Source organism: Cupriavidus sp. 2SB (genome assembly GCF_005503625.1).
In the GTDB taxonomy this organism is placed as follows: Bacteria; Pseudomonadota; Gammaproteobacteria; order Burkholderiales; family Burkholderiaceae; genus Cupriavidus.
Window position 1 is genome coordinate 1 of record NZ_SCMX01000008.1, and the last position, 18,321, is coordinate 18,321.

Sequence of the window (18,321 nt, forward strand, 5' to 3'; positions counted from 1 at the left end):
CCTTGCGCACGCTTCGTCAGCCAGACGAACACGATCAGCACGAAGAACAGCACGCCGGAAATCCAGAAGATATCGTTTGCCCCCAGCATCGATGCCTGGAGCGAGATATTTCGTTCGATGGAGCCGATGGCCTGCATCTTCGACATGCCCATACTCATCAGGTGATCCAGCTGCTGCTGGTAGATCGGATTGTACGGATTGATCTGTTCGACGAGTTGCGCATGATGCAGCGCCGAGCGGTTTTCCCAGAGCGTAGTCGAGATCGATGCGCCGATGGCGCCGAACGTGATTCGCACGAAGTTCGACAGCCCGGAAGCAGCCGGAATCTTCTCAGGCGGCTGGCCTGACAGGATGATCGAGGTCAGCGGGATGAAGAACATCGCCATGGCCGCGCCCTGAATCAACGTCGGAATCACCAGCGCCCGCGTATCTACCCCGGTCGTGAAGCCCGCCCGCATGAAGCTGACCGCGCCGAATGTGATGAACGCCGTAGTGGCGATCCACCGTGCGTCTACCTTGGGCAGCACCCGGCCGATGATCGGGGACAGAATGATTGCAAAAATCCCCACTGGCGCGGTGACCAGACCGGCGTCGGTTGCCGTGTAGCCCACGATGGTCTGCAGCCATAGCGGCAGGATCACCAGGTTGCCAAAGAACAGCCCGTAAGCCACCGAGATGGCTACCACGCCCGCGGCGAAATTGCGGCCGCGGAACAGGTGGATATCGACGATCGGGTGCTTCTCGTACAGTTCCCAGATCAGGAAGAACAGGAAGCCCACGATGGCGATCACGGTTAGTGCGACGATCACGCCGGAGTGGAACCAGTCGAGTTCCTTGCCCTTGTCGAGCATCAACTGCATCGACCCTACCCAGATGACCAGCAGTGCCAGGCCGATGCGGTCGATGGGCAGCGACTTGGTTGGTGTTTCGCGGTCCTTGTAGATGACCCAGGTTACATAGGCCGTCAGGATGCCGATGGGGATGTTGATGTAGAAGATCCACGGCCACGTCATGTTGTCCGAGATCCAGCCGCCGAGCAGCGGCCCCATGATTGGGGCAACGAGCGTGGTCATGCCCCATAACGCGAGTGCCATGGAGCTTTTGGCCGGTGGATAGCTGGCCAGCAGCAGCGCCTGTGAGAGCGGAATCATCGGGCCCGCCACGGCACCTTGCAGGACGCGTGCGGCAAGCAGGGTCTCCAGGTTCGGCGCCACGCCGCAAAGCCACGACGACACCACGAACAGCAGGATCGACAGCACGAACAGGCGTACGGCACCGAAGCGCTGGGTCAGCCATCCGGTCAACGGCACCGAGATGGCGTTGGCTACCGCGAACGACGTGATGACCCAGGTGCCCTGGTTCGGCGACACGCCAAGGTCGCCCGAGATGGCCGGGATGGACACGTTGGCGATCGACGAGTCGAGCACGTTCATGAACGTGGCCAGCGACAGCGCGATGGTGCCCAACACGAGTTTGCCGCCCGTGAGTGGCGGATGCTGCGCGGGGCGAGCGGGGGGCGCCGGCTTGGGTGCCGGCGCCGCGCTGTCGTCCGGCGTAGCGGTGATGGAATTAGCCATTGGCAGTCAGCGGTTCGTCGGTTCAGCTATGGGCCGCGGGAAACTTCGGAGCCATGGCGCGTGGCGCACCCGTGGCCGCCGGCGCTGCCGTGCGTCCGCCGTTGTTCAGGGCGATAATGCGAGCGATCAGCGCGTCGGCATCTTCTGCCACCTTGTCGTAGACATTGGTCTGCATTGGGCGGCCCTTCGTAGCGTTGACCATGGCCGCGCCTTCCTCGTTGCGCACATCGACCGTGACATTCATCGACAGACCCACGCGCAGCGGATGATCCTTCAATTGCTTGGCATCGAGCGCGATACGCACCGGCAGGCGCTGCACCACCTTGATCCAGTTGCCGGTGGCGTTCTGCGCCGGCAGCAGCGAGAAGGCCGCACCCGTGCCGGCCGAGAAGCCTTCGACGTGGCCCGTGTACTTGACCTTCGAGCCGTAGACATCGGCTTCTAGCTCGACGGGCTGCCCGATGCGCATATGCGTGATCTGCACTTCCTTGAAGTTGGCGTCCACCCAGACCTGGTCGAGCGGCACCACGGCCATCAGCGGCGCGCCAGGCTGCACGCGCTGGCCAACCTGCACCGAGCGCTTGGCCACGTAGCCTGTGACCGGCGCGGGAATTGTCGATCGTGCGAACGCCAGGTAGGCCGAGCGCAGGTTGGCGGCGGCGCGCTGGACGCTCGGGTGCTTCTCGACCGTGGTCTGGTCGGTCAGCACCTTGTTCGAGGCCAGTTGTTCCTGCGCGGCCAGCAGTGCCGATTCGGCGGCCTTCAGCGAGGTCTGTGCGTGGGCGATTTCCTCGCTCGACACGGCGCCCGAGCCGGCGATGGCCTGGCGGCGGCGAAGGTCGTCTCGCGCCTTGGCCACATCGGCTTCGCGCAGCGCCACGTTGGCGGCCAGCGACCCATTGTTGACGTACAGCGTGCGTACTTCGCGCACGGCTTGCGCGAGCTGGGCCTCGGCCTGTTCCATGGTGACCTGCGAGTCGGCGCGGTCGAGCTGGATCAGCGGCTGGCCGGCGGTGACGAGTTGCGTGTCGTCGGCTGCAATCGATACCACGGTGCCGCCCACGAGCGGGGTGACCTGCACAACGTTGCCGGCCACGTAGGCATCGTCGGTGTTCTCGAAGTGGCGCGCGTACAGACCCCAGTAGAGGCCATAGCCGATGCCTGCCACCACCACGGCGGCGGTCAGCGAGATCAGCAGGCGGCGGCGCTTGCCGTTGTTTTCAGCCGCGGCGGCTGCTTGTTGGTTGGAGCTCATGATCGAATTCTCGTCCGTAATGTCGTCGTATCTTGCGTTTGCCCGGGTCTTGGCGATGCAGCGTCAGCCGTGTGCGCCCGAGGTCTTGGTCTTTTCGGTTTGTTCGGCCTTGCCCGTGGCCCCGACGGGTTCCTCGTAACCGCCACCCAGTGCTTTCATCAGTCCGATCTGCAGATCGAGCCGGCGCGCCTGCAGGTCGGTGGACAGGCGTCGTTGCTGCAGCACGTTGCTCTCGGTGTTGAGCACGGTCAGTTGCGTGCCGAGGCCGGCCTTGTAGCGCGTGATGGAAAGCGAGTAGGCGTGTTCCGCCAGATCGAGCGCTTCGCGTTGAGTGCGGATTTGCTGATCGACGCTGCGGATGCTCGTCACCGTATCGGCAGTCTCGCGCAGGGCATCGACCAGCGTCTGGTTGTAGCTGGCCGCAGCGATGTCGTACTGCGCGTACTTGCCCTTGAGGTTCGCGCGCAAGCGTCCGCCTGCGAAGATTGGCAGCTTCAGCGTGGGACCCACGCCGAACGTGCGGCTGATCCCCATCAGCAGGTTCGACGGATCGAGCGATGCGTAGCCTGCGAACGCGGTCAGCGTGAGATCGGGCAGGAATTCCTTCTTCGCCACGCTGATGTCCTGCGACGCGGCTTCCACGCGCCAGCGCGCAGCCACGAGGTCGGGGCGGCGTCCTATCAGGCCGATGGTCAGGTCGTCGGGCAGTTGTGGCGTGGCGTTGGCGAGCAGCGTCGGCTTGGCGATCTGCAGGCCACGGTCCGGGCCCTTGCCGAGCAGCGCGGCGATCTGGTTGCGGGCGAGGGCAATTTCCTCATCCACGCGCTGCAGATCGGTCTGAGCGGCAGCCACGGTGCCGCGTGCCTGCGTGGTTTCCACCTGGGTGTCGAGGCCGGCGGCCAGGCGCTGGCGCGACAGGTCGGTCAGGTCGCGGCGCTGGGCGATGGCGCGTTCGGCCACGTCGCGCTGCGCATAGAGTGCAGCCAGACGGTTGTAGCCGCGTGCGATCGACGTGGTCAGCATCAGCCGTGCCGCCTGGCTTTCGGCTTCCATGGAGCGGTCTTCGGAGAGCGCGGCTTCCAGTGCGTCGCGGTTCTTGCCCCAGAAGTCGAGATCCCACGACAGTCCAAGCTGCAGGCGCGTCTGGTTCTGCCACGAGCCGGCGAGCGGCGTACCTTCGAACAGATCGGTTTCGGAGAAGCGCTGGCGCACCAGGCTGCCTTCGAAATCGACACCCGGGTACAGCGCGGCACGCGTGGCATCGGCCATGGCGCGCGACGCTTGCAGGCGCGCGATCGCCACTTGCAGGTTCGGATTGTCCAGGATGGCTTCGTCGACGAGCTTGCGCAATTGCGCATCGTGGAACTGGTCGACCCAATCCTGCGACGGCCATTGGCCGTGGTCGTTGGTGAACGTCTGCGGCGAGGTCAGCGTGGCGGGATCGGCCACATGCTGCGTGCTCTGCGAATTGCCGAACGCGGCACAGCCGGCCAGTACGGCCGCAGCGAGCAGCGTCAGGGCAAGGGCGCCGGTCCGGTGCCATTCCCGGTGCGGATGCGTCGGGGCGGAAGAATGAATGGGTGTCATGGAACAGGTGCGTTGACGCTGACTCTCGGGGCCGGAAACAACGGGCATCCGGCCGTTTGGGTTCACTGCAAGGACTGGTGCGCCATCTGGGCACTATCGGAAGGGCTATTCGGAATTGCGGTCCTGCGGACATCCGGCTTCGCCGGCAGGGCAGGTATTGGTGATGATCCGCTGCAGCATGCCGCACAGCACATCGATCTCTTGTTGCGAGAAGCCATCGAAGCCACGGCGCATGACGTTACACAACGCGACAGGCAACTTCTCCACCAGTGCATCGCCTTCGGCCGTGATCGACAAATCCACCACGCGGCGGTCGTCGTCACGCCGCGTGCGGGCAATCAGCCCGCGCTTTTCCATACGGCTCAGCAGGCGGGTGACCGAACCTGCGTCCGTGTTGAGCGCGCGCGCCAGATCCGTGACGGTGGTGGCCTCGCCCTCGGCGAGCATCATCAGGCAGATGGCCTGCGCGTGCGTCATGTCCAGGCCGCTGACTTCCTGTTCCACCCCTAGCGACAGCACGTTCTTGGCGCGCGCGAGCAAATAGCCCACGCTTTTGCCGATTTGATAGTCGGCAGGATCGAACAGATCGGCAGGTGAATGAGAAGTCATCTCTTGGCGCGGCAATATTTGTCTGAGCAAATATAGCTAATCGGCTATGCCACTCGCAAGCGTCACAATTGGTTATTGCAATTTACGCAATGGCTGCCCTTGATCTATGCTGAAGAACCATAGCGCGTTCCGCGCTGCAACATGCTAGAATGTCGGGTTAATTTTTCTTCCGATTGCCCGATTTCAGGGGACCGAATGACCCGCGCCATCCGTAATATCGCCATCATCGCTCACGTCGATCATGGCAAGACCACTCTGGTCGACCAACTCCTGCGTCAGGCAGGCACCTTCCGCGACAACCAGCAAATGGTTGAGCGCGTGATGGACTCCAACGACCTGGAAAAGGAGCGCGGGATCACGATTCTCGCGAAGAACTGTGCCGTGGAGTACAACGGCACGCACATCAACATCGTGGACACCCCGGGCCACGCCGACTTCGGCGGTGAAGTGGAGCGCGTACTGTCGATGGTCGACGGCGTGCTGCTGCTGGTCGATGCCGTGGAAGGCCCGATGCCGCAGACGCGTTTCGTGACGCGCAAGGCGCTGGCCCTGGGCCTGAAGCCGATCGTCGTGATCAACAAGATCGACCGCCCGGGCGCACGTCCTGACTGGGTGATCAACCAGACGTTCGACCTGTTCGACAAGCTGGGCGCCAACGACGAACAGCTCGACTTCCCCGTCATCTACGCATCGGGCCTGAACGGCTATGCCGGCCTGACCGAAGACGTGCGCGATGGCGACATGAAGCCGTTGTTCGAGACCGTGCTGACCAAGGTGCCGGTCCGTAACGACGATCCGGATGGTCCCCTGCAGATGCAGATCATCTCGCTGGACTACTCCAGCTACGTCGGCAAGATCGGCGTTGGCCGCATCTCGCGTGGCCGCGCCCGTGCGCTGCAGGACGTGGTGGTCAAGTTCGGTCCGGAAGGCAACCCGATCAAGGGCCGTATCAACCAGGTGCTGAAGTTCCGTGGCCTGGAGCGCGAGATCGTGCCCGAAGCCGAAGCCGGCGACATCGTGCTGATCAACGGTATCGAGGAACTGGGCATTGGCTGCACCGTGTGCGCTCCCGAAGCCCTGGACGCACTGCCGATGCTGAAGGTGGACGAGCCCACGCTGACGATGAACTTCTGCGTGAACACGTCCCCGCTGGCCGGCCGTGAAGGCAAGTTCGTCACGAGCCGCCAGCTGCGCGAGCGTCTGGACCGCGAACTGAAGGCAAACGTGGCACTGCGCGTGCAGGACACCGGCGACGACACGATCTTCGAAGTCTCGGGCCGTGGCGAACTGCACCTGACGATTCTGCTGGAAAACATGCGCCGTGAAGGCTACGAGCTGGCCGTGTCGCGTCCGCGCGTGGTGTTCAAGGACATCGGCGGCGTCAAGCACGAGCCGTTCGAACTGCTGACCGTGGACGTCGAAGACGGCCATCAGGGTTCGGTCATGGAAGAACTGGGTCGCCGCAAGGGCGAACTGCTCGACATGGCATCGGACGGCAAGGGCCGCACACGTCTGGAATACCGTATTCCGGCACGTGGCCTGATCGGCTTCCAGGGCGAGTTCCTGACGCTGACGCGCGGTACCGGCCTGATCAGCCACATCTTCGACGACTACGCGCCGCTGCGCGAAGGCGGCCTGGGTGAGCGCCACAACGGCGTGCTGATCTCGCAGGACGACGGCGACGCCGTGGCCTACGCACTGTGGAAGCTGCAGGATCGCGGCCGCATGTTCGTGAAGCCGGGCGATGCACTGTACGAAGGCATGATCATCGGCATTCACAGCCGCGACAACGACCTCGTCGTGAACCCGATCAAGGGCAAGCAGCTGACCAACGTGCGCGCCTCGGGTACTGACGAAGCCGTGCGCCTGGTGCCGCCGATCCAGATGTCGCTCGAATACGCGGTGGAATTCATCGCTGACGACGAACTGGTCGAGATCACGCCGAAGAGCATTCGTCTGCGCAAGCGCCACCTGAAGGAGCACGAGCGCAAGCGTGCTTCGCGCGAAGCGGTGTAAATCTCCGCATCGCAAGGTAAAAAACCGCGCCCTGGTGGCGCGGTTTTTTTATTGTCGAGACGCTATCACATACCAGGGGTTTGCTCCCCTCTTCCTCCGGGAGGGGGGCCGGGGGAGAGGGCCAGCGCATCAACCGCTTCAGCATCAGCCTTCGCCCGCCACTCCGGCGGCTTCCACAAATACCGCAGATCCCGATCCCGCCAGACATCCGCGAACATGTCGCGCCATTCGTGGAAGGTCAGCGTCAGCGGATTGTGCGTGCGGATCTGCCGCGTGATGCCGTACTGCGGCGCGTCTTCCTCGGGCACGAACGTGCCGAACATCCGATCCCAGATCGTCAGCACGCCCGCGTAGTTTCGATCGATGTATTGCGGATTCTTCGCGTGATGCACGCGGTGGACGCTCGGTGTGTTCACGAGTTTCTCGACGAGGGGCCAGCGCTGCCCGAGTCGCGTATGCACGAAGAACTGGAATGCGAGGTTCAGGCCCACGGCCAGGATCACCCAGTCTGGCGAGAATCCGATCCACGCCAGCGGAATCCAGAACAGCCACATGCCGGAAATCGGATAGGTCAGGCTTTGCCGGAACGCCGTGGAGAAATTCATTCCTTCGGACGAATGGTGGGCCACATGCGAGGCCCACATCCATCGCACGCGGTGGCTCGCGCGGTGAAACCAGTAGTAGAGAAAATCCTGCAGCAGCAATAGCAGCGCGAAGGACCACCACGTCTCAGGCACCGCGCGCAGACCCTGCGCATAGCACCAGGTGTAGACGGTGCGAATCATCAACCAGAGGAAGAAGGCGTCGGACGCCTGATGCAGCAACGCCAGCGTGGCGTTCGACAGTGTGTCGCGCCAACTGTAGATCGAGCGATCGCGCTTCGACCAGTACCACGCTTCCCATCCGATGGTCAGCAGGAATACCGGCGCGAAGGCCATCAGGATGAGGCCGGGATCGAATGTGGCGGCAGTGGCCGTGGAAGCAGGGGCGGTCATCCCGCCAGTGTGCCTATTCCAACGAAAACCGCACTGAGGATTTCCTCCATACGCGGGCTTGTGCGCGCTTGTCCGGACTTGCGTCACGACAGGTGATGTGTGCGCAACTCTTTCGGCGTCATCACAAAAATGCACGGCTGAACATCACGCGAATGCAATCAAGTCAGTCGTGGCAATGCCGTCATTGGGATCGTCGGCCATGGAGGAGTGGCCGTCATTCACGTCACGGAGAGAACGCCCCCATGTTTCGCAACACTACGATCGGAGCCCGACTGTGGCTCCTGACGATTGTCACCAACTTGTTGCTGCTGATTGTCGGTGCCGTTGGTTGCATCGGCATGTCGCGCAGCAACGATGCCACGCGGCAAATCTATCAACAGCAATTGTCGGCAGCATCGTTCCTTGCCGAAGCCCGTTCCAACCAGTTACTCGTGCGCGTGCTGCTGGATCAGGCAGCGTTCGCCACGAAAGCAGAAGATGGCAAGGCGCGCGCCGCGACGGCGCAGGATTTCGCGCGGCTCTCCGATGCCGCGTGGCAGGGCTACATGGCGATTCCGCGTACGCCTGAGCAGGCGCGTGCCACCGACGACGTCTCGGCCAAGCGCCGCGCACTGTTCGAGCAGGGTGTGGCGCCGATGATCGCCGCGTTGCATCGCGGTGATCGCGATGCCGTGATGCGTTACGTCATGGAGGAAATTCCGAAACTCGACATCGCCTTCACGGCCGTCAATACCGAACTCGCCAAGCTGCAGGTTGCCAGTGCAAAGGCCGTCTACGAATCGTCGCAGCAGCGCTATGACTGGCTGCTGACGATTTCCATCGGCGTGCTGCTGGTGGGGCTGGTGTTCAGTACGGTGGTGGCGTGGCGTCTGCGTGCGTCGATCGTGCAGCCGCTCGATATCGCTATCGCACGTTTTGCGCGGATGGCCGATGGTGACCTGAGCGCATCGACGGATCGCCATCTGGGCGTGGACGCCGACGAGCACGCGAAGAGCGAAACCACGCGCATGCTCGGCATGCTGGGCCGCATGCAGCAGAAGCTTGCGCAGATGGTGGGCGAGGTGCGCGGTGGTGCGGACTCGATCGCGGCGGCCAGCCAGCAGATTGCCAGCGGCAATGCCAACCTGTCGCAACGCACGGAGCAGCAGGCCGCGTCGCTCGAAGAGACCGCGTCGAGCATGGAGGAACTGACGAGCACGGTGCGCCTGAACGCCGATAGCGCGCGCGAAGCGAGCACGCTGGCTGTGGATGCCCGCTCGCTGGCCGAGCATGGCAGCGAGGCTGTGGCGCGCGTGCAGACCACGATGCAGCAGATCGACACGGGCGCCAACAAGATCGTCGACATCATCGAGGTGATCGAGAAAATTGCGTTCCAGACAAACATCCTCGCATTGAACGCGGCGGTGGAAGCGGCAAGGGCCGGCGAACACGGACGTGGCTTTGCCGTGGTGGCCGGCGATGTGCGCGACCTGTCGCAACGCTGTGCGTCGGCGTCGAAGGAAATTCGTGCGCTGATCGGCGCATCGGTGGCGAATGTGCGCGAAGGGACGGCTCTGGTCAATGGTGCGGAGCGCGCCATGCAGGACATCGTCGGCGCTGTGCGGCGGGTGACCGACATCATTGGCGATATCAGCGCAGCGTCCGACGAGCAGTCGCGCGGCATCGAGCAGGTGAACGTGGCCGTGTCGCATATGGATGGCATGACGCAGCAGAATGCCGCGCTGGTGGAGGAAGCTGCAGCGGCGGCCGGTTCGCTGGAGGATCAGGCGCAGCGGCTCAAGGGGCTGATGGGAACGTTCCGGCTGGCCTGAGAACGATGGGTCAAAAGGCCGTCTTCGTGAAACCGCGATGCGAGACTGAGGCATTTCTCATTCGCTTCCGAATCGGGGCGAAGCGGTCCCGTCAGCGTTGTTTCGCGGGATGTCTGGCGTAGAATCGCTGACGATCAGAACGAAGACGGAAGAGACTGCACATGACGGATGTCGTATCGAACGTAGCAACGGAACCGGGTTTCACCGAGTTTGTATCGACCGGACTGCAGGGCGGTGTGGCGTACCTGACGCTGACCCGCCCGCAGGCCCTCAATGCGTTGTCGCTGGAGATGATCCGAGCGATGACGGCGGCGCTGACGCGCTGGGAAGCCGACCCGGCAGTGCATGCGGTGGTAGTGGCCGGTGCAGGAGGCAAGGCGTTTTGCGCGGGCGGTGATATCCGCTGGTTCCACAAGGCGTACCACGAGGGTGATCCGCTGCTCGACCAGTTCTTCGTCGAGGAATACGCGCTCAACTACCTGATCCATCGTTACACCAAGCCTTACATCGCGCTGATGGATGGCGTGGTCATGGGCGGCGGCATGGGCATCTCGCAAGGCGCGAAGCTGCGGATCGTTACCGATCGCACGAAGATGGCGATGCCGGAGACCAATATCGGATTGTTTCCCGATGTAGGCGGCGGCTGGTTCCTGGCGCGCACGCCGGGGCACATTGGCGAGTACCTCGGACTCACCGGCGTCGTGATTGCTGCGGCAGATGCGTTGTACGCGAAGCTGGCAGATGCTTTCCTGCCAACGAATGCACTGGCCGAACTGGTGGCGTCGCTGCAGGCGCAGTCGTTCAACAGTGGCGATGCGGTGCTGGCACATGTTTCCACGTTCACGCAGCAGCATGCAGGGGCCTGCGTGCCGGCGGAGAGCCAACTGGCACATCAGGCCGAAGCCATCGACAGCCTCTTTGGCCGCGCGACGGTGCGGGACATCCTCGACGGGGTTAGCGATGCCGCTGGCGACTGGGCGGCGCAGACCGCGGCGATGCTGCGCAGCCGTTCGCCGATGATGCTTTGTGTCACGCTGGAGCAGGTGCGCCGTGCACGGTCGATGTCGCTGGCCGACGAACTGCGCATGGAGCTGGACATGATGCATGACGTGTTCCGCCATGGCGACGGCGTGGAAGGTATCCGCGCGCTGGCAATCGACAAGGATCATCAGCCCCGCTGGAATCCGGTGCGACTCGACGAGGTGACGCCGGGCCGTGTTCGTGCGTTCTTCGACAGCAAGTGGAAAGCCGAGGATCACCCGCTGGCCGCGCTGGGCCGATAGTTGTCGCTGGCCTGACCCGCGGAGCAGAACCACGCAGGCTCTAGTAGAGTGATGGCTGCCCTGCACGGTCGTGCGTTTGGCATGACCTGGGCAGGGCGGTCACGCCCTCGATCTCCCTGAACGTCTCTACATTCGCTGAACAGTGAAAGGAACCGTATGAGCAATCCTCGTGATGTCGCCGTAGTGGTGGGTAGCCTGCGCAAGGACTCCCTGAACCTGAAACTGGCCAAGGCCCTTGCCGCGCTCGCGCCGCCCCAGTTGAAACTCGACATTGTCGAGATCCGCCAGCTGTCCATGTACAACCAGGATCTGGACGACAACCCGCCAGCCGAGTGGGTGGCGTTCCGCGATCGCATCCGCCGTGCGGACGCCGTGCTGTTTGTTACGCCCGAGTACAACCGCTCGGTGCCTGCGGTACTGAAGAACGCTATCGACATTGGTTCGCGGCCCTATGGTCAGAGCGCATGGGATGGCAAGCCGGGCGGCGTGATCAGCGCATCGCCGGGCAATATCGGCGGGTTTGGTGCCAATCACCATCTGCGACAGTCGCTGGTCTTCCTGAACGTGCCGGTGCTGCAGCAACCCGAGGCCTATCTGGCCGGTGCCGACAAGCTGTTCGACGAACAAGGAGGGATTGCCAACGAATCCACGCGCGGTTTCCTGAGCAAGTACCTGACCACCTTCGCGGCCTGGATCGAGAAGACGGGCGGCTGAGATTCACCGGCGTCACAGGCGCTACGGGAGCGATTGTCTTGGGTCAGTTCCGTCCTACAACGCGAAGCGGAACGGACCCGACACCGGCGTTTGAATCGCCTTTCTATAGTGGAGTCGTGCTCACCACATATAGACAAGGAGGAAACAAATCATGCCGTATATCCTCGCGTGGCTCCTCGGCGTACCGGCCTTCGTTCTGATCCTGATCTGGCTGTTCATGCACTGATCATGCATGGATCGGCACTTGCCTTGGGGCACGCTGTACCGGCCCCGCAAGCTGCCTCTCCTGCGACGGCGCCCTTATGGGCGCCGTTTTCATTGGTGCGCCCAGCAAGCGTGCTGGAATCGTCATTGATCCACCAGTTTCGCGGTCATGCAAATCCCAGGGCAACGCGTGCGTCGCGCAGCATGAACTTGAGCAGTGTGGCCGACAACACCTCAGTGCTTGGGGTTCTCGCTTTGCAGGTGCGGGCGGTAACGTGGCCAGCTTTGCCAACAAGTCTCGTATCTACTGCCCTGTTTCCATACCGGAGCCAGTGAGGACGTCGCGCTCGTTTGAACTGGCTGCCGTATACTTCCGTGCTTTCGCATCTGGTAGTAGGTGATGGAACAGACCCGCAGTACCCCGCAACCCGAAGTCGGCATCGAAGGCACCCAAGGCAGCCCAGCCGGTGTGCGGCCTCGCCGGATATCCGTGGCACCCATGATGGATTGGACGGATCGCCGCTGTCGCACATTTCACCGTTCGCTGAGCCGCCACACGTGGCTCTATACCGAGATGGTGACGACAGGTGCGTTGCTGCATGGAGACGTGCCGCGCCACCTCGATTTCGATGAGATCGAGCATCCCGTGGCGCTCCAGCTGGGCGGTAGCGAGCCGGACGATCTGGCAAAGGCCGCGAAGCTGGGCGAACAGTGGGGCTACAAGGAAATCAACCTGAACTGTGGCTGCCCGTCCGAGCGTGTGCAGCGCGGTGCATTCGGCGCTTGCCTGATGGCGGAGCCACAATTGGTGGCGGACTGCGTGAAAGCCATGCGCGACGCGGTGGCGGTGCCGGTGACCGTGAAGCACCGGATCGGCATCGATACCATCGAGCACTATGACTTCGTGCGCGATTTTGTCGGAATTGTGGCCGAAGCTGGTTGCGAAACGTTTATCGTCCATGCGCGTAACGCGATTCTCAAGGGACTAAGTCCCAAGGAAAACCGTGAGATTCCGCCGCTCCGCTATGAGGTAGCCTACCGCTTGAAAAAAGAGTTTCCAAATCTGGAAATTCTGATTAATGGCGGTATTACGACCTACGACGAAATCGAAAATCATCTCCAATATGTAGACGGCGTCATGCTCGGGCGCCAGGCTTATCACGATCCGTATATTCTTGCGGAGATGGATAATCGATTCTATGGCGCCGGCACTCCCATCCCGACACGCGAGGACGCGGAATTGGCGATGCAGGCGTATATCGGCAACCTGGTGGAGCAGGGTGGCTATATGGGTTCGGTCACCCGCCATATGCTGGGCCTGCATCGTGGTGTGTACGGTGGGCGAGGCTGGCGACGCGTGCTGTCGGATGCCCGCAGGATGAGCGCGGCTCGCTCTCGCGCGGAAGTTGATGCGCTTTTCGTTGAAGCTCGCAGCCACCTTCGACCCGACCTGCAGGAAGCCGCATAGGCCCCGAGGAAAAGCTCTAATTTCGAACGGCGGCCGTGTGCCATTGCCTCAAATGTATGCACCAGCGGCGTTTGCGGCAGATGAACCGACTGGAGAGCCGCCTCGGCAAAGGGATTCCCCTAATTCGCCAGGGCCGCTTCATGTTCTTACACTGTGCCTGCCCTCGAATACAGGGCTTTCTTCAACTGATTATTCAGCCCGCCGTGTGCGGGCTGTTTTTTTCACAAGACGGGAAGCACGACACCGACCGTGGGTTTGCCCGGATGGTACGAGTGGTGTGCGACGTCTACATTGAAACGGCCTTCAGGGCATTGAGATCGCAAAATTTAGAGTCCGCTTCGGCGGGCTCTTTTTTTGTCCGGAGGGTTAGGACGGGGAGCGATGCAAGAACGCGCGCATCAAAAAAAAGCAGGCGATGCTCGTCGGGAGTGATCGCCTGTCGGGAATGTCGAGGGGGGTCAATGTCCCTCGGGGAAGAGTATCCAACATCACCACGCACGGAAGAACCCTTCATTGGTAGGGCAAACACTCCGCTTTCTGGTGGATATGCCGATACTCGTTTGTGTGGCGAATCCTTGCTAAATGTCCCAATCTCTATAAGGCGACGCCGGTCGACCCAGGGATGGCGACGCAAAGTGTAGAAAGCAGCATGCTAGGATTCGCGCCGGCGCTGGGATCAGATGCCGTCTGGTGAACCTGCGGAGGAGTCCGCGTGGTTCTGTGGGGGATAAGAATAGAGAGGCTGGCCGGTCGACCGACCGGAAGCAAGCCCTGAGGACTAGGAATGAACGCGGAAGAGCCCTTCGGCGAAGTATTTGAAGATTGCCGGGTGATCTGGGTAGCAGAGCAGTTGCAGGACGGCAAATGGACCGCCCGCTATTGCTGGCACCCGGGTACGTCCGTCGAAGCCGGCGACGCCTTGCATCGCGATGTGCTGAATGGCAAGTCGAAACGCCTGCTCGGTCTCTTCGAGAGCGAGACAGAGACCATCGCCGCCATCAAGGAGGCTGTGCTGCTAGAGTCGAAGTGGGTTGGCGGCCGCTGACCCACACGTAATTTATTTGTGCGGAATACTAGCCATCCGCCCGGAATCCTTGTATAGTCTTGTTCTTCGCTGATCGCGCAACGATCAACGAAACAAGTTCTACGGTGGCTGTAGCTCAGTTGGTAGAGTCCAGGATTGTGATTCCTGTTGTCGCGGGTTCGAGTCCCGTCAGCCACCCCAAAGAATTTCTTTGCAAATCAGCCGCTTACAAAAGCGGCTTTTTTGTTTTCTGTATATCCATCCAGTGCTTTATTCCCACAGTATTCCCACCGTGGGAATACTCGCCACTAAAGCGCCTTCCGTTTGACCACTCGATTCCGATCGTACACGCGTGCGGTAATGGCCGGGTTTGCGTGTAAATCGGGCAGGCTTCCCCTCTCAGCCTTGTGCGTCGTGGCGTAGTAGGCTCGCAAGTCATGGAAGGTGAAACGCTCCTCGATGACCTTGTCGGCCAGCGCCGCATTCATTACCTTCCCCCACATCGCCTTGAAGCCGGCAGACGTGTAATGGCTGTCGTGCCGGTTCGGGAACAGGTACAAGCAGTCTCCGCGATCTTGCGCGAGATGCAGGGCGTCGATCCGGTTCAGAAGGTCGAGAAGCTTTGGCGTGATCTCGACCTCTTCGATGATCTCACCGCGCTTCGTGCCACGTTGCTTGGCGCGCTTGGTCCGAATCACCATCGCCTTTCGGTCGACCTGCGGACGAACGATGTCCAGGAACTCCACCTTCCGGCTGCCGGCCACGGCGGCATACTCGGCGGCCAGGCCGATAATGCGCCGCTGCGCTCCCTGCTTCGACAGCCATTCCAAGAATGCCGCCAGCGCGGCGGGGTCCGGCGCCTTTGATCGCGGCTGCTCCGTGTTCCGCCTCACCTGCCGGCATGGGTTTGCCTCGGCCTCGCCGCGCTCGATCGCCAGGTTGATCAGGTTGGAGAGCAGGGCGACCTCGCGGTTGGCGCGCACAGGGGCATCCTTGCGCTCGACGCGGAGATACCGGGCCACATCAGTCGCGCGGATCTCGCTGGCCTTGGTCTCGGAAAACACCTTCAGGAGCGGCGTGCTGCACTGGGTGTAGTCGGTCCTCGTGCCATCGGAGAGCTTGCGCCAGTCGTTCGTCTCCTGATACTGCTCCCAGAGCCGACCGATCATGCCGATGTTGTCGCCCATGCCGAGCATGTCCAGAACGTGCTGGATGGCCTTCAGGCGATCCGTCCCGAGGTTGATGGGCTTCGCCCCCACAGGCCGGTATCGGTAAGTCACCAGTCCGTCCTTGCGTGGCCGGGCCTCCATGCGATCCAGCAGGCCCTTTCCTTCCTTGACCTTGCGGGGACGGTTCATGCTGCCACGCTCCAGCGCGGGCCGCTGGTCGGCCTGACGGAACCGCCGACCTTGCCGCGATTGACCTGCTCCCAGGTGATCATGGGATGGCCGTCTACCTTCATCGGCGGCTCGAAGCCGAGTTGCTTGCGGATCCAGCGGCGCTGCGCCGCCCCTTGCACCAGGCCGCCGGTGATGTCTTTGAGTTCTTCGTTCGTCAGGGTTGCCATACAGTGCTCCCAGTGTTTCCGGGTTGTTTCGATGATACGGGCTGCGATGTCCTGCATGCTTAGGGCCGATGCGGGCACTCGGTGGTGCAATGGCGGTGACCGGGGCCGCCGCTGTCTCCGTAGTCGTGTTCACCGCACCGTGTGCAGCGGTAGACCGGCTGAGAGCAGTTGACCCAGTCGAAGCTGGGACAGCTGCGGCCGCCGTCTGTCTCCCACGAGTGGCCCACGGATTTGCACGGGTGGTCGTTGGCCAGCGCACGAGCGTCGGCCACAAGCTTCGTCAGGGTGATCGTGGTCATGGCCTGTTGTCCGTCCCGCAGTGGTCGCAAGGACCGGAATAGCGGACCCGCTCGTTCATGAAGCGGCCGCAACCTTGGCAGTTGATGACTTCCCGCCAGATCGGCTCGGGCTTTTTGAGCACGATTCCGGTGTTGGCCAAGGCCTCGGCGCGCCTGACGTACTGCATGTCGACTGCGGGGCGGGTCTTGCCATCGATGTATGCCTTCGGCCAGGGAATGTCAGTCGCCCGGCTGTCGTGCTTGGCCTGGGCTTCTTCCCGCGTGTAGACGGCAGCCTTCCTCAGATCCGTCGTGTAGCCAGCGCCATTGGGGCACCACCACAGCATGTCGTTTCCGACATGGCTGCGGCTGTCTTGGAGGTAGTACAGATCAGTCGTCATGCTAGGATGCCCGTCAATAACATCGATTCGGTCGGAGCCCTATCATGAGCCTCGAGTACTTCTGCACGGTGCATAGCGAAGTCGTGAGCGACGCCTTGGGCGTGAGTTCGCCGTCCGCATTGTTAGTGGCGGCATAGAATGGGATTACCGTGCATTTGCAGGCACGACGGCGCTTACCCTCATGGGGGATAAGTCCCAATCGTTCAGGGATATTTTCGATTCCAATCGGGCTCGAATCGCGTTTCGCGCCATGGAGCAATGGCGTGTTCTTGGTGCCCCTGATCCGAAAACCTATCGGTTCGTCGTGGACTCCACGAACTACGTGGACGGTGGAGGCTTTGTCAACAACGGGTAATTTCATGGTGCACCTCCCCCGTTAGCAGTTGGCACTCGCGAACAGATACGGCAGGACCGTATCCGGCATTGCCAGTTGCTTCGCGATGGCTTCGATGAACGGCTCCTTGGTGCCGTCCTCATTGGTGAAGGTGCAGAGCGCCAGTTTGTCGGGCGGGAGGATGCACGGCACGGCTGCCGGCTCGCCATCCATGGTCGCGCAGCCAACCTCACTGGGATCCATGGGGCCAAAGCATTCCAGGTATTCGGCCAGCACCTTCGCCGGATCCGTTTCACGGGTCAGCCAGTAGTCGTCCCCGTAGGAGAACAGCCAGATATTCGCTGGAGCGTCTTCGATCTCTACAGCCCGGACGGCGAAGGAGCCGCCCTTGATGCGATCGACGACAAAGTCGAAGGCTGGCTTCGTGGTGCCCCGAATCGTGATCTTGCACAGATCGCCCTTCGCGCCCAGCAGCAGTGACGGATGCTCGCCGCAGGCATCTTCGATGATGTCCCTGGTCAGCCGAACGATTTGACCGAGTGCGTATGCCATATCAGTTGCTCCTTTCATTCAGCAGGTTGCGCGCCACCCACTCACGCATGCGCTTCCAACGCATGGGGCCAAGCTCGCCTTCCGGAATATCCACCAGGGTCCGCACGATGTGATTGCCGTATTCCGGATAGTACGGGCGCACCGGGCCGCAAATTTCGACATCGACGTATCGCCAGGTGGCCATGGCCTCATCGTTCTCGTAGACGATCTCCCGCACCATTGACGGGGCCAGCTTGAAGGTCTCAGCCACTATGTCGTAGTCTTCTGGATCCGTATCGGAGAGATCGAGGCCACGCGCCGCTCCCAACACGCCCAGCGTGCAGTACTGGCCTGTGGGCGTGACGAGCTCGTGCGCCACGAGGACCTTGTTCGGCATCGCATCCATGGCCGTCGCGATTTCTTTGAGAGCTTGCTGGCCGCGCTTCCCGCGAATAGCGCGCTCGACCGCGCCGCGCCACAGCCCAAGGTTTTCGCAATCGTCGGTGTATCCGCTTCGGCTCATGTCGCACATCCTGTGTCGCGGCGATAGTAGGAGTCGCATCCGCACTTGGGGCAGATGCGCTGCATAGCGCCTTTCATAGTCTTGTGTGGGACGGAAGCCATGTCGGACTCCATTCCTTTCCAGCCGCACTTGCGCACCTTCGAA

Annotated in this window: 16 protein-coding genes and 1 tRNA gene; 7 read left to right on the forward strand and 10 right to left on the reverse strand. The window is 62.0% G+C overall.

Going from position 1 to position 18,321, the window contains the following annotated elements:
- From FFS21_RS05450 to FFS21_RS05465, 4 genes are all read right to left on the reverse strand, one after another.
- Positions 1-1,577: DHA2 family efflux MFS transporter permease subunit (locus FFS21_RS05450; RefSeq protein WP_137923894.1), on the reverse strand; the 1,577-nt coding region annotated here is incomplete at its 3' end.
- A gap of 22 nt (positions 1,578-1,599) precedes the next feature.
- Complete coding sequence (locus FFS21_RS05455; RefSeq protein WP_137923895.1) at positions 1,600-2,832, reverse strand: HlyD family secretion protein; 1,233 nt, start codon at positions 2,830-2,832, stop codon at positions 1,600-1,602.
- A gap of 63 nt (positions 2,833-2,895) precedes the next feature.
- On the reverse strand, positions 2,896-4,419 hold the full coding sequence (locus FFS21_RS05460) for an AdeC/AdeK/OprM family multidrug efflux complex outer membrane factor (protein ID WP_137923896.1): 1,524 nt from the start codon (positions 4,417-4,419) through the stop codon (positions 2,896-2,898).
- A 105-nt stretch (positions 4,420-4,524) separates the two neighbouring features.
- On the reverse strand, positions 4,525-5,028 hold the full coding sequence (locus FFS21_RS05465; protein ID WP_137923897.1) for a MarR family winged helix-turn-helix transcriptional regulator: 504 nt from the start codon (positions 5,026-5,028) through the stop codon (positions 4,525-4,527).
- Positions 5,029-5,223: 195 nt separating this feature from the next.
- Between FFS21_RS05465 and typA the strand changes: the two genes are divergently transcribed.
- Positions 5,224-7,044, forward strand: coding sequence for a translational GTPase TypA (typA, locus tag FFS21_RS05470; RefSeq protein WP_137923898.1), 1,821 nt, complete (start codon positions 5,224-5,226; stop codon positions 7,042-7,044).
- 65 nt (positions 7,045-7,109) lie between these two features.
- On the opposite strand, the gene FFS21_RS05475 is transcribed toward typA, so the two are convergent.
- Positions 7,110-8,039: a sterol desaturase family protein gene (locus FFS21_RS05475; RefSeq protein ID WP_137923899.1), complete on the reverse strand. Its 930-nt coding sequence runs from the start codon at positions 8,037-8,039 to the stop codon at positions 7,110-7,112.
- A 242-nt stretch (positions 8,040-8,281) separates the two neighbouring features.
- Here FFS21_RS05475 and FFS21_RS05480 point away from each other — a divergent pair, with 242 nt between their 5' ends.
- The 6 genes from FFS21_RS05480 (at position 8,282) to FFS21_RS05505 (ending at position 14,744) form a co-directional block, all read left to right on the forward strand.
- Positions 8,282-9,850: a methyl-accepting chemotaxis protein gene (locus tag FFS21_RS05480; protein WP_137923900.1), complete on the forward strand. Its 1,569-nt coding sequence runs from the start codon at positions 8,282-8,284 to the stop codon at positions 9,848-9,850.
- Between the two features lie 161 nt (positions 9,851-10,011).
- The gene (locus tag FFS21_RS05485; RefSeq protein ID WP_137923901.1) at positions 10,012-11,133 is read left to right on the forward strand and encodes an enoyl-CoA hydratase/isomerase family protein; all 1,122 of its coding nucleotides are present in this window, start codon (positions 10,012-10,014) and stop codon (positions 11,131-11,133) included.
- Positions 11,134-11,289: 156 nt separating this feature from the next.
- Positions 11,290-11,847, forward strand: a complete 558-nt coding sequence (locus FFS21_RS05490) for an NADPH-dependent FMN reductase (protein ID WP_137923902.1) — start codon at positions 11,290-11,292, stop codon at positions 11,845-11,847.
- A 604-nt stretch (positions 11,848-12,451) separates the two neighbouring features.
- Positions 12,452-13,519: a tRNA dihydrouridine(20/20a) synthase DusA gene (dusA, locus tag FFS21_RS05495; RefSeq protein WP_137923903.1), complete on the forward strand. Its 1,068-nt coding sequence runs from the start codon at positions 12,452-12,454 to the stop codon at positions 13,517-13,519.
- Between the two features lie 784 nt (positions 13,520-14,303).
- Positions 14,304-14,564: a hypothetical protein gene (locus tag FFS21_RS05500; RefSeq protein ID WP_137923904.1), complete on the forward strand. Its 261-nt coding sequence runs from the start codon at positions 14,304-14,306 to the stop codon at positions 14,562-14,564.
- 104 nt (positions 14,565-14,668) lie between these two features.
- Positions 14,669-14,744: transfer RNA gene (locus FFS21_RS05505), tRNA-His, on the forward strand.
- A gap of 107 nt (positions 14,745-14,851) precedes the next feature.
- Here FFS21_RS05505 and FFS21_RS05510 read toward each other — a convergent pair.
- The 5 genes from FFS21_RS05510 to FFS21_RS05530 all read right to left on the reverse strand — a co-directional run bounded on the left by FFS21_RS05510 (position 14,852) and on the right by FFS21_RS05530 (position 18,177).
- Positions 14,852-15,901, reverse strand: a complete 1,050-nt coding sequence (locus FFS21_RS05510; protein WP_137923905.1) for a site-specific integrase — start codon at positions 15,899-15,901, stop codon at positions 14,852-14,854.
- A complete protein-coding gene (locus FFS21_RS05515) occupies positions 15,898-16,110 on the reverse strand; it encodes a DUF4224 domain-containing protein (RefSeq protein WP_171020326.1) in 213 nt (70 codons plus the stop codon). Before FFS21_RS05515 ends, FFS21_RS05510 begins: the two co-directional genes overlap by 4 nt.
- 295 nt (positions 16,111-16,405) lie before the next feature.
- The gene (locus tag FFS21_RS05520) at positions 16,406-16,789 is read right to left on the reverse strand and encodes a hypothetical protein (RefSeq protein WP_137923907.1); all 384 of its coding nucleotides are present in this window, start codon (positions 16,787-16,789) and stop codon (positions 16,406-16,408) included.
- A 376-nt stretch (positions 16,790-17,165) separates the two neighbouring features.
- On the reverse strand, positions 17,166-17,675 hold the full coding sequence (locus tag FFS21_RS05525) for a hypothetical protein (protein ID WP_137923908.1): 510 nt from the start codon (positions 17,673-17,675) through the stop codon (positions 17,166-17,168).
- A gap of 1 nt (position 17,676) precedes the next feature.
- Positions 17,677-18,177 (reverse strand): hypothetical protein, encoded by a 501-nt coding sequence (locus tag FFS21_RS05530; RefSeq protein WP_137923909.1) that lies wholly within the window; start codon positions 18,175-18,177, stop codon positions 17,677-17,679.
- Positions 18,178-18,321 lie beyond the last annotated feature (144 nt).